This window comes from Veillonella parvula (assembly GCF_032575955.1).
In the GTDB taxonomy this organism is placed as follows: Bacteria; Bacillota; Negativicutes; order Veillonellales; family Veillonellaceae; genus Veillonella; species Veillonella parvula_J.
In genome coordinates this window covers 38,049-51,030 of the sequence record NZ_JAWFXN010000005.1, presented here as the reverse complement: position 1 = coordinate 51,030, position 12,982 = coordinate 38,049, and the positions used below count along the sequence as shown (strand labels likewise).

The window sequence follows — 12,982 nt, the reverse complement described above, 5'->3', positions numbered from 1 at the left end:
TACAATTTTGAGGACTTGCTTCGACTTTTGAAAGTGGTCTAGATTATAAAATATAAAATAATATTAATTATTTTTGAATATAAGAAAAGGACTAGATCACGTATACTTCTGAACTGTTGTTCCAAAATTGTGTCCAATTTTAGGTCAGTTCAGAATACGTATATTCTAGTCCTTTTACTATATCTACTGGTGTGACACCAGTTTTCACCATCGATAAGAGTCATTAATCAATTAGTCGCTAAATGTTAACTATTAGTTACTAACCGCTAATCGTCGAAACTCATCATAAACAATCAACAATTATCAGCCATCAATCAATCATATATAAGCTATAATTGATGGTTAATTTTAATGATTTATTTAGTGATACTATTTTTTAAGCTTGGCTTTACAAGTGCTAAGATGAAGCAAGCCACAACGGAACCGATTGCGATGGATGCAAGGTATAGAAGTGGATTACCAATTGTTGGTACTACAAAGATGCCGCCGTGTGGAGCGCGTAGTGTGCATTCGAAGAACATAGATAACGCACCGGCTGTACCAGCACCGATAATACAAGCTGGTAATACGCGAACTGGATCGGCTGCTGCAAATGGGATGGCACCTTCTGTGATGAAGGAAAGCCCCATGATGTAGTTTGTAATACCAGATTTACGTTCAGCCTCTGTGAAGCGGCTAGGGAAGAATGTAGTACAAAGAGCGATTGCCAATGGAGGAACCATACCGCCTGCCATGACAGCCGCCATAATACCGTATTCGCCAGTTGCAAGAGCACCAGTACCGATAACATAAGCCGCTTTGTTTACAGGGCCGCCCATGTCAACTGACATCATAGCACCAAAGATAAGTCCTAATAATACGCGGCTCGTTGTGCCCATGGATTGCAAGGAGTCCATCAACCAGTGGTTAAGTGCGGATACAGGAGGATTGATGATAAAGGTAATAGCGATACCGATGAATAATACGCCAAGTACAGGATAGAAGAGAACCGGTTTTGTACCTTCTAAGGCTTGAGGCAAACCAGATACTAATTTCTTAACTAATAATACCAAATAACCTGCTGCGAAACCGGCAATCAATGCACCTAGGAAACCAGAGCCACCTTGGTTAGCCAATAAGCCTCCAACGAAACCAGCTACAAGACCTGGACGGTCTGCAATACTCATGGCGATGTAACCTGCTAATACGGGTAACATGAAGCCAAAGGAAGCGCCACCGATTTGCATTAAGAAAGCTGCAAGAGGTGTACCGGAACCAAAGTTTTTAGGATTTGCTGGGTCGAATACATCGAATAAAAAGGCAAGGGCAATTAAGATACCGCCACCGATAACGAATGGCAACATGTGGGAGACACCATTCATCAAATGTTTGTAGATTTGACGACCAAAGTTATCTGCCGCATCGAATGCAGCCACTGCACCATTTTTGTCAGATGGGGAAGCATGGTATACAGGTGCTGTACCAGCCATAGCTTCACGCAATAACTCTTCCGCTTTATTGATGCCGTTCGCAACCTTAGTTTGAATCATAGGTTTGCCATCAAAGCGTGCCATCTCTACTTGACGGTCAGAAGCTACGATAATGCATTTAGCGTGCTCGATTTCTTCTGCTGTAAGAGCGTCTTTAACACCAGATGCACCATTCTTTTCTACTTTTAAAGAAACACCCATTTCTTTAGCTTTGCGTTCTAAAGATTCAGCCGCCATATAGGTATGTGCAATGCCTGTAGGACAGCCAGTAACAGCAAGTACATCATAATGCGGGTTATCTACAGAAATCTTAGGTGCTACCTTTTCAATTGCTTCTGTAGCCTTTGCTTCGATAGCATCGGTAATGCTGGTTGCTTTTTGATCCTCTGCTGGTTTGATATATCCTTCTACGGATGGGTCAAAGTTTCCTTCTTCTTTAGCTGTAATGAGCTCTAAGAATCGATCAACAGTAGCCGCTTGAATTAGGGCTTCTTTGAAGTCTGGGTCAATCACCATAGTTGCTAGTTTGCTCAATACCTCAACATGAGTGTCAGCGGCGCCTTCTGGAGCCGCAATCATGAAGAATAGGCGAGAAGGTTGACCATCTAATGCTTCAAAGTCTACCCCATTAGGTACAACCATAGCGGCGAGGCCTGGTTCTTTTACTCCTGCAGATTTAGCATGTGGTGTGGCAATACCGTCGCCAAGGCCTGTAGAACCAGACTCTTCACGAGCGAAGACAGCTTTTAAATATTCTGCCCTGTCTGTCAAATAGCCTCCTTTGTCCATCAATTCACTTAAGGTGTAAATGGCGTCAGCTTTTGTGACAGGATCTGCATTCAGTAGGATAGATTGAGGTTTTAATAGATCAGTGATTTTCATATGTGTACTCCTTGATGCACATAAAATATAAAACTATTTAACTCGTACTTGTGAAAGCAGTGTTTCTACTTCTTCAAGGGTTGCGAGGTTTTCAGAGTAAGCGGAGGCAGAGCCACTGGAGATACCCCAATAGAGCGCCTCTTGTAAGTCACCCGTCTTTTCATAGCCCGTAATAAAGCCGGCTACCATGGAGTCGCCAGCACCCACGGAATTCACGAGAGTTCCTTTAGGGGCAGGACTGGTATATACAGTGCCGTCAGCGGACACCAAAATAGCACCATCACCAGCCATGGAGATGAGCACGTGTTGTGCGCCTTTCTCTTGCAATGTTTTTGCTGCTTCTACAAGCTGATCTTTTGTAGATAAAGTGCGCCCAAAGATTTCACTAAGCTCGTGATTATTTGGCTTAATTAAAAATGGTTTATAAGGCAAGACTTTTGTGAGTAGATCCTTTGTAGCATCGACTACGATGCGAATATTTTTATGTTGTAAGCGCTCCATAATGAGTTCGTACATATCGCTTGGTAGGCTAGAAGGAATGCTGCCAGCAAGGATTAAGGTGTCCTTTTCGGTCAACGCATCAAGCTGTTTGTATAGAGCTTCTAATTCGTCGGTACCGATGATTGGGCCGCGGCCATTAATCTCTGTTTCCTCATCAGAGGCTTTTACCTTAACATTGATGCGGGTTAATCCTTCGCGAAGCCGGATGAAATCTTCTTTCACGCCGAATTTCTTGAGTTGTGTTACGATTTCTTCGCCTGTAAACCCTGCGATGAAGCCGAGTGCTGTCGTATCCATGCCAAGATTGTTGAGCACGATAGATACGTTGATACCTTTGCCACCACCGAGAACGTATTCTTGGATGGTGCGATTAATAGTACCCGTCTTGAGGTGATCAAGGCGCACGATATAATCGAGAGCTGGATTAAAGGTAATGGTATAAATCATACAATTTCCCCTTTTGAGATAATACTAATTAGCGTATGATTGGTTGATCTTGCTTCCGTAATCGTAACCAATAGATGAGTGGTACTAGATATAGGAAGAAGGCAAATGGTACATAACCTGTTGAACTTGTACCCATCATGACAATGGGCACGTAGGCAGCGATATTCCATGGTTGTAATGGAGCGATGAGAATGCCACTATTTTCAAAGTCTAGCATTACATCTTCGTCTTGAATACCTTGCTGTGCGTAGGTAATACGCATAATAGAGTGCGTCATAACTACCGCAATAGCTTGGCTGCATCCAACCGCACCTGTTAAGAAAGCAAGACCTACATTGGCAGCAAATACATCGCTCCGTGTTTTAGCTCGCTCTAACAGTTGTCGTATATCGTTCCAGAAGCCAACCCCTTCGAGCATGCCTGAAATGGCAGTAGCCATAAAAATTGAAAGGGTAGGGATAAACATCGTTTGTAGACCGCCGCCATGAATGATATTAGCTAGTGGATTATAGTGCGGTAGTTCAAAGCCTGTTAAGGTATACCATCCCAACTCTGAGAGGCTCGCATCCTGATTGGTATAGGCTAGAATGGCCGCCGCTAATGCACTGAGTCCGATAGGCCAACGGATAGATACTTTCAAAGGCAATAGGCCAATGACGATGATGACTGGAATCCATAATGTCCAATCGATATTGAAAATAAAGTGAATTGTATCGGATAGTAAACTATTTTCGTAATTGAGTGGGTACCACTGAGATAGTAATAGATACAACACTGTAGAGATGATGAGTGCTGGAATACCATCTTTAAACATAATGGGAATATTCGTCGATACCTTTGTATGGGTCAAGGCCGCTACAAGAGATGCACTAGAGGATAGTGGACCGTTTCGATCACCAAAGTAAGCACCTGCAATAATGGCACCAACTACGATATTTTCTGGAATACTTCCAGCTCTTGCCATGGTGATGAGTACGATGCCTATCGTTCCTACAGTGCCCAGTGCAGTACCTAACAGCATACTCACTATGGCTGTTATTAAAAAGGCACAGACGATAAAGATGGATGGATCAATTAAATCGATACCTGTGGCGATAATCATAGGAATAACGCCTGCTGCTTGCCACATGGCGATGAGCCAACCGATGAGAAGGAAGATTTGCATCACTATGATGGATGTTTTCGCACCTGTCCAAGATAGGTTTAATAATTCTTTTAGGGCATATCCTTTGCGGTAGAACACGTAGGCCATGATGCTCCATACGACAATCAAGGCATAACCAATAGCGATGCTATTGGCTACGGCTATGAGGATGACGAGAATGGATGCAAGTAGTCCCAAAAGGGGCTCTATATTCCGTGGTATGAGTGTGCGACCCTGTTGGTACCTTAGGAACGCATTTAATATAAGTTGTAACCACTTCATTTTAATCGATAGGAAGTTCTGTTTCGAAGACTTCCTCAGCCGGGCCTGTCATGAGCACCGTGCCATCCTCCAAGTATGAAATATGCAATGTTCCTAAATAGAGTTCCACATCTACTTCGCGGCCTGTTAAGCCCTTTTCAAAGGACATAGCGGCAGAGGCACAAGATCCTGTTCCACAAGCTAAAGTAGCGCCAGCGCCGCGTTCCCATGTGCGCACCTTGATGTGTTTGTCGTTTACCACTTCAATGTAGTTTACATTGGTGTTGGCAGGGAAGGCATCGTGCTTTTCAAGGATAGGGCCTTGTGTTGTAACAGGGGCTTTTGTAATGTCGTCGATGAATACCTCCGTATGAGGCACACCGAGCAATACAGAACTCACTGTTACGGTTTCACCGTTTACATTGAGGTCTACGTCGATAACCTTATCCATGTTTACATTCATAGGAATGTCTTGGGCCTTAAAAAATGGTTTGCCCATGTCTACAGTAACTTGTGTGACTATACCGTTTTCGATAGTCAATGTAGGCTTCATTACGCCAGCTAAGGTTTCAATGGTGAAAGTCTCCTTCGTTGTTTCACCGTGTTCATAAGCGTATTTGGCAAAGCAACGGATGGCATTACCGCACATTTCTGCTTCACTACCATCGGAGTTGATGATGCGCATGCGCACATCACAGGTTTCGGAAGGAACTAGGATAGCAAGACCATCAGCACCAATACCCGTGCGACGATCGCAAAGGCGGATGGCGAGGTCTGTGTAGTCTTTAGACGTCCCTTGTGGGTCGGCAAAGAGGATGAAGTCATTGCCGAGACCATGCATTTTCGTTAATTTCATAAAGTCTCCTATCAATAAGTAAGACTTTCACCATGAAGCCCGTGAAAGTCTCATATGTTTATTATTATATATTCTATATTATAATATTATATCATAAATAGGTCCTAAGCATGGCATGGAATCGTATAAATTTATAGCAAAATAAAGGGAAAATAAGGAAAGCTTACAACGTTTATTGAGAGTTATAGTAAAACAAAAAATGCCCCATATGGGACGGTTATTTAAGGGAGTATAGGTATTTGGATTACTTTATTGTTTAACAGAGAAATGATAAAATAAAGAGTAATGTAGTTAATCGTAATAGAAAGAGGAACACATATGCGAATTCAAGGGATTTCTGGATCTCGTGGCGTTGCAGTAGGCAATGTATATAGATATATTCAAGAGGAAATTGTCATTCCTGATTACAATGTAACGGAAGACAAGGTAGAAGAAGAAATTGGCAAGTTTGCAACTGCTATGGCATCTACCTTAAAACAATTGGATACTATTCGTAAAAAAGCGTTGGATGAAATGGGGCCAGAAGAGGCGGCTATTTTTGAAGCGCATATGCAAATTGCTCAAGACCCATCCTTATCTGACGGAATTAAATCCCTTGTTGAGTCTAGCCATATGAATGTGGTAGCGGCTACGGCTCAAACAATTGAAACCTTTGCCAATATCTTTCTCGGCATGGAAGACGCTTATATGCGTGAACGAAGCGCAGATATTAAGGATATCGGTGATCGTTTGATGCGTAATATGTTAGGCATGAACCCTCGCGGTTTATCACATATTTCTGGCGAGGTTATCTTGGTGGCTCATGATTTGGCACCATCTGATACGGCATCCCTTGATAAAGCGGTAGTAAAAGGTATCGTTACGGCAGCAGGTGGCCCTACATCTCATGCGGCTATTATGGCTCGCACCTTAGAGATTCCTGCAGTTATGGGCGTTGGTGATATTGAAAGCTTCGAAGATGGCGATAAGGCAGTCGTTCTCGGTACGGATGGTATCGTGGAAATCAATCCATCTGATGCGGATTGGACGGAGTATACAAATCAAGCGTTGGCGTTTCAAGAGGAGTTAAAACGGTTGCGCGAATCCGCTAATCTTGAAGCTACTACTACTGATGGTCATCATGTAGAACTATTCGGCAACATTGGTAAGGCGAAGGATGCTAAACATGCGCTCACTATGGGAGCACAAGGTATTGGTTTGTACCGTACAGAATTCCTTTACATGGAAAATGATGAATTGCCTGCAGAAGAAATACAATTCGAAGAGTATAAAAAGGTAGCCCAAGATATGAAGGGACAGCCTGTTATTATCCGTACCATGGACATCGGTGGAGACAAGGAATTGAAATGCCTTGATTTACCAAGTGAAATGAACCCATTCCTAGGATACCGTGCTATTCGAATATCCTTAAATCGTCCAGATATCTTTAAGGTACAATTGCGGGCTTTGTTACGTGCTAGTGCGTTTGGTGATATTCACATCATGTATCCTATGATTGCTTCCGTTGAGGAAGTGAAGCAAGCGAATGCTATGCTTGATGAATGTAAAGAGGAGCTGGCGGCTGAGGGTAAGGATTTTAACAAGGATATCAAGGTTGGCATCATGATCGAAGTACCAGCGGCAGCTGTTATATCTCCAATTCTTGCTAAATATGTAGACTTCTTTAGTATCGGTACGAATGATCTTTGCCAATACACATTGGCAGTAGACCGTATGAACGAAGCAATTGGTAGCTTGTATCAACCATTGCATCCAGGTGTGTTACGTCTTATTAAGCACGTCATTGATGCTAGTCATGAACAAGGTAAATTTACAGGCATGTGTGGTGAGCTTGCTAGCGACCCTGTGGCGACCATGATTCTGTTGGGCCTTGGCCTCGACGAATTCTCCATGACGGCTTCTTCGATTCCTCTTATTAAAAATATTTTGCGTTCTGTTTCCAAAACAGAATGTGAAGAGGTAGCAAATAAAGCACTTACTATGGACACAGCAGAAGAAATTACAGAATACGCTAAATCTGTATTAGCTGAAAAAGGTTTATTATAATTTTACTTTTGTTAAATAGGATTATTACATAGCAAATAGGATGTAATATACTTGAATTGAAATGCTTGATATTGATACAATATATCTATTAGAACGTATGGATAGGCACCGCCTATCGAGATAGAAAGAGGTTATCATGAAAGAATTAACAGTAGAAATTACTAACGAATCCGGTTTACATGCTCGTCCTGCTACAGCTTTCACACAATTGGCTGCTAAGTTCGCTTCCAAAGTGACTATCGCTGCTAATGGCAAAACAGCAGATGCTAAATCTATTTTAACTGTATTGACCTTGGGTGCTACAAAAGGCACATCCGTTACCTTGACTGCTGACGGTGCTGACGAAGACGAGGCACTCGCTGCATTGAGCGAATTCTTAACAACTAACCACGATTAATATGAGGGTAATAAAAAGGACCCTACATTTTGAACTGCACCTCCCAAAATTATGTCTAATTTTTTGGGTGCAATTCATTTGTAGAGTCCTTTTTTATTTACCCATATTTGCAAAGCGCTCTACAGCTTTTGTAAAGTCGCTAATGGTTTTTTCCACGTCACCATGTTCGATACCATCTCGTACGCAGTGGTTGATATGTCCTTCAAGAACTACTTGTCCTACTTTATGTAGTGCAGACTTAGCTGCATTAATTTGGCTCAACACATCTTCGCAGGGAATGTCTTCTTCAATCATTCGATCAATAGCTTGCACTTGACCTAAGATTTTACGCAATCGACGATGCAGATTTTCTGAATCCATACACTGTTTCATTTTACTCCTCCATAGGCATGTTTTTATCATCTCATACATTATACTCTATTTAAAGTTTTTAATACAACTTAATAAGTATAACTAATATGCATTAATCGGTATATATAGATATAGGGTATCATGCCATTATTAAGATATATTAAATATATTTGTAGTATGAGTGGACGTAAAAACTAGTGTTTTACATATCTTCTTATTGATTGATGTGATACAATACATTTAATATACTTTATATTTGTATATGTATATAAGGTATTGTATAGATAGCTAGATTATAAACCTATAGTTACATGTGTTTATATTACAGACCTTTAAGAAATAGGTGAAAGAAATGAAAGTATTTCGCTACCTTCGAAATCTAGTTGTGTTCGTGGTGGTCATGATTTTGGCTATGTTTATATATGACGGATACCATAGCTTTCAAGGGACAAATCGTGAGAGTAAAGCTCATACAATTGTTGAAAAACAAATAGAACAAAGTGAAGACACGCTCAGTCGTACGGATCGAATTATACGACTGTTTACATTTAGAGATAAAGTACAGATAGCTCTTAATCAACGTGTTTCAAAAGAACATTGGGTGAAAGGGGATGTTATTCCTGAGTATACAAAAAATGCACTAATCGCTATTGAAGATAAGCGGTATTATAAACATGGAGCTATTGATGTACTCGGTATTATTCGCGCCTTGTACACAAACACTATAGCAGGTGAAACCTTGGAAGGCGGTAGTACTATTACACAACAACTTGTAAAAAATCTGTTCCTTTCCTCGAAGCGTATCATGAGTCGTAAGGTGGAAGAGGCCATCCTCGCTAGTGAAATGGAACATTACTACTCTAAGGAAGAAATCCTTACCATGTACTTGAATACCGTATATTATGGTCATAATTATTACGGTATCTACGAAGCTGCTCACGGCTACTTTGGAACAAGCCCTAGTCGATTGACATTAGGACAAAGTGCTATGCTTGCAGCATTACCCAATGCACCGTCCTATTTAGATCCTTATACGAACTATGAAGGAGCAAAGGCTCGACAAAAGCTAGTGCTCGAACAAATGGTAGACCAAGGCATGATTACACAAGCCGAAGCAGACTATGCGTACGAACAGGACTTGGAACTTGTGGAGGAATAAGTTAATATATTTAATAAGCTATATCTGGTGTTCGATTACTAGATATAGCTTTTTTGTTAGTTCGGAAACGAAATATATTATTAAAGTGTATAAAAATAATACTTGCATTTATAATTATACAGGTGTATACTATTTTTTGTCAGAAGGAGAAAATGCTTGTCGGTAATAGAAGATACCACGGTACTTTCACAATTATCTGATACTGTATTGATTATATGAGTCTAAATAGATAGTGGTTTATGAGGTGTTATCATGGGTAAAGCAAATAAAGTAGTACTCGCATATTCTGGTGGCTTAGATACTTCTGTTATCATTCCTTGGCTGAAAGAAAATTATGGCGCTGAAGTTATTGCAGTGTGTGTAGACTTGGGCCAACCTGAGGATTATGATGCAGTTGAGAAAAAAGCGATCAAATCTGGCGCATCTAAAGCGTACATCGTTGACGCTAAGGAAGAGTTTGTAAAAGATTATGTATGGCCTACTGTAAAAGCTGGTGCAATTTATGAAGGTAAATATTTATTAGGTACATCCTTCGCGAGACCTTTAATTGGTAAAATTCTTGTAGATATTGCAAAAAAAGAAGGCGCTGATGCAATCGCTCATGGTGCGACTGGTAAAGGTAATGACCAAGTTCGTTTTGAGTTGACTATCAAAGCATTAGCTCCTAACATGAAAATCATCGCTCCTTGGAGAGAATGGGATTTGAAATCTAGAACAGACTGTATGGAATATGCTGCTAAACACGATATTCCAGTTGTAGCTACAAAATCTCATCCATATTCTATGGACCAAAACGTATGGCATTTGTCCCATGAAGGCGGCGATCTTGAAAATCCAGCAAATGCACCTAAAGATGATGTGTACTTGGTAACACATACACCTGAACAAGCTCCAGATGAAGCTGGTTATGTAACTGTATCCTTCAAAGAAGGTGTACCTGTAGCTGTAGATGGTCAAGAAGGTACTCCATTACAAATATTAGAAAAACTCAACGAAATCGGTGCACACTATGGTGTAGGCGTTGTAGATATCGTCGAAAATAGATTGGTAGGCATGAAATCCCGTGGCGTTTATGAAAACCCAGGTGGCTCTATCATCATGTATGCTCATAGAGAACTTGAATACCTATGCCTCGACAGAGCTACATACCACTACAAAGAACTCATTGCTAACAAATACGCTGAACTCGTATATGATGGCATGTGGTTCGCACCATTGATGAACGCGTTACAAGCGTTTGTTGACGAAACTCAAAAAACTGTAACAGGTGAAGTAAAACTTAAATTGTACAAAGGAAATATCATTTCTGCAGGTAGTACTTCTCCATATTCTTTGTACAGCGAAGATTTCGTAACATTCGAAGAAGATGATGTATACGATCAATCTGATGCAGAAGGTTTCATCAACTTGTTCGGTTTACCTCTCAAAATTAATGCATTGATGAAAGAGAAAGCAGGTAAATAATGGCTAAATTGTGGGGCGGGCGTTTCACAAAAGGCACTGATAAAGCGGTAGAGGATTTTACATCCTCTATCGCTTTTGATGCGCGGATGTACGCCGAAGATATTGCAGGCAGCAAGGCTCATGCGACTATGCTGGCAAAACAACATATTATCTCCGACGCAGATCGAGATGCTATTTTAGTAGGTTTAACGAAGATTAAAAATCAGATTGATAAAGGAGAGTTTCCGTTCTCCGTGGCTCTTGAAGATATTCATATGAATATTGAAAAACGCCTTACTGATGATATCGGTGAAGCTGGTGGTCGTTTGCATACAGGCCGCAGCCGTAATGACCAATGTGCAGTAGACTTGCACATGTACGTGCGTAAAGCTGTTGTGGAAATGGGTGAACTCATCGTAGATATGCAGAAGGCTCTCATCGAAACAGCTGAAAAGTATAGTGATGTTATCATGCCTGGCTATACGCATTTACAACGGGCTCAACCTGTATTGTTTGGGCATCATATGATGGCCTATTTCTCTATGTTGGAACGTGATTTTGATCGTTTGTTGATGGTATTCAAACATGCTGACATCATGCCACTTGGGGCCGGCGCATTAGCTGGTTCTACATACGGCATTGATCAAACATATACGCAAAAGCTTTTGGGCTTTTCTCGTATTTACGAAAATAGTATGGACGCCGTATCTGACCGTGACTACGTAGTTGAATTCTTGTCCTTTGCATCTCTAGTAATGATGCATTTGAGTCGTCTTAGCGAAGAGTTGATCTTGTGGTCTACCAATGAGTTCAATTTTATTGAACTTGATGATGCTCACTGCACGGGCTCTAGTATTATGCCGCAAAAGAAAAATCCTGACGTTTGCGAGCTGGTTCGTGGTAAAACAGGCCGTACCTATGGTCATTTGTTAGGCCTTTTAACAACTTTGAAAGGCTTGCCTCTTACATACAACAAGGATATGCAAGAGGATAAAGAAGGTATCTTCGATGCTATTGATACAGTACACTTCGCATTGTCCATTAATGCGGCTATGATTCGTGGTATGAAGGTCAATGGGGCTCATATGAAAGCAGTCTTGGATGACGACTTCTCCAATGCTACAGATATGGCGGATTATCTTGCGAAGAAAGGTGTTCCATTCCGTGAAGCCCATGAAATCGTAGGTAATGCGGTGCATCATTGCATCGAAAAAGGTTGTGTACTCCTTGATCTATCCGTAGAGGACTTCAAAGCTATTTCCAACCATTTTGATGCAGATATTCTTGACGCTATCTCCATCGAAGCTTGTGTAGCGGGTCGTAACAACTATTCTGGTACGGCTCCGGAGTGTGTGGAACGACAACGTAATAATGGCAAAGCTATTATCGCTACAGAAGAAAAACAAATTGCTGAGTGGAAACATATTATTGAATCCGTACAGGCATAAAAGTAGTGTAAGAATACATCAACAATAAAAGTAAAGAATAATTATCAATATAAATTTGAAAGTCTGAGATCGATATACATATAAGGATTTCATTAAGGGTCTAATATTGCCCATTATACTTATATGTATATCGATTTTTTATTTAACAGCTAGACGATACCTATAAATCCCAAAATTCTAATTGATAATCCACTATTAAAATGATGTATTTATATGTACATGTATAGTGGACTGCGAGAGAATAATAGTCTTGTACTAGGACACTATAACCGTGATAGATAGGAAAAATTACATCTATACACAGAATAAAATAGGGTAAAAATATACTTTGTCACAATTAAAATGAGTTCTTTTCAATTTTGATGATAAATTACCTATGATTTATTCAATTCGTGTAATATGCCTTGTCCGCCAATAAAGTACTTTTATTTTGGTTTCATAGGTGTTATTATTTAACTCGTAATAAGAATAAAAACGGTAAATTCACATTCAAGCCCATCACAGCACGAACTGGATTTACTTAGCGGTATATATATTTTAAGTGAATTATGGACGAGAAAAAATTCACCTTAGTGAAA

The 12,982-nt window shown here is 40.6% G+C and carries 10 protein-coding genes; 5 read left to right on the top strand and 5 right to left on the bottom strand.

All coding sequences use genetic code 11. The annotated features are described in order from the left end of the window. Positions 1-356: 356 nt before the first annotated feature. The 4 genes from E7L28_RS06265 to dapF are packed head-to-tail and all read right to left on the bottom strand — an operon-like array spanning position 357 to position 5,560. Complete coding sequence (locus E7L28_RS06265) at positions 357-2,351, bottom strand: PTS fructose transporter subunit IIABC (RefSeq protein WP_316603828.1); 1,995 nt, start codon at positions 2,349-2,351, stop codon at positions 357-359. Between the two features lie 33 nt (positions 2,352-2,384). After that, entirely contained in the window at positions 2,385-3,299 is a 915-nt protein-coding gene (gene pfkB / locus E7L28_RS06260; RefSeq protein WP_101928485.1) for a 1-phosphofructokinase, read from the bottom strand. Between the two features lie 28 nt (positions 3,300-3,327). Beyond that, positions 3,328-4,725, bottom strand: coding sequence for a Na+/H+ antiporter NhaC family protein (locus E7L28_RS06255; RefSeq protein ID WP_270278933.1), 1,398 nt, complete (start codon positions 4,723-4,725; stop codon positions 3,328-3,330). A gap of 1 nt (position 4,726) precedes the next feature. Continuing rightward, positions 4,727-5,560, bottom strand: coding sequence for a diaminopimelate epimerase (gene dapF / locus E7L28_RS06250; protein ID WP_004695030.1), 834 nt, complete (start codon positions 5,558-5,560; stop codon positions 4,727-4,729). Between the two features lie 318 nt (positions 5,561-5,878). On the opposite strand from dapF, the gene ptsP reads away from it, so the two are divergent. Next, positions 5,879-7,606, top strand: coding sequence for a phosphoenolpyruvate--protein phosphotransferase (ptsP, locus tag E7L28_RS06245; RefSeq protein ID WP_316711538.1), 1,728 nt, complete (start codon positions 5,879-5,881; stop codon positions 7,604-7,606). Between the two features lie 136 nt (positions 7,607-7,742). After that, positions 7,743-8,003, top strand: coding sequence for an HPr family phosphocarrier protein (locus tag E7L28_RS06240; RefSeq protein WP_004695032.1), 261 nt, complete (start codon positions 7,743-7,745; stop codon positions 8,001-8,003). Positions 8,004-8,096: 93 nt separating this feature from the next. On the opposite strand, the gene E7L28_RS06235 is transcribed toward E7L28_RS06240, so the two are convergent. Further along, complete coding sequence (locus tag E7L28_RS06235; protein WP_004695033.1) at positions 8,097-8,375, bottom strand: metal-sensing transcriptional repressor; 279 nt, start codon at positions 8,373-8,375, stop codon at positions 8,097-8,099. 331 nt (positions 8,376-8,706) lie between these two features. Between E7L28_RS06235 and E7L28_RS06230 the strand changes: the two genes are divergently transcribed. From E7L28_RS06230 to argH, 3 genes are all read left to right on the top strand, one after another. Next, positions 8,707-9,513, top strand: coding sequence for a transglycosylase domain-containing protein (locus E7L28_RS06230; protein WP_077707647.1), 807 nt, complete (start codon positions 8,707-8,709; stop codon positions 9,511-9,513). A gap of 252 nt (positions 9,514-9,765) precedes the next feature. After that, the gene (locus E7L28_RS06225) at positions 9,766-10,977 is read left to right on the top strand and encodes an argininosuccinate synthase (protein ID WP_004697508.1); all 1,212 of its coding nucleotides are present in this window, start codon (positions 9,766-9,768) and stop codon (positions 10,975-10,977) included. Continuing rightward, positions 10,977-12,404 (top strand): argininosuccinate lyase, encoded by a 1,428-nt coding sequence (gene argH / locus E7L28_RS06220; protein ID WP_316711537.1) that lies wholly within the window; start codon positions 10,977-10,979, stop codon positions 12,402-12,404. Before E7L28_RS06225 ends, argH begins: the two co-directional genes overlap by 1 nt. The last annotated feature ends 578 nt before the right edge of the window (positions 12,405-12,982 follow it).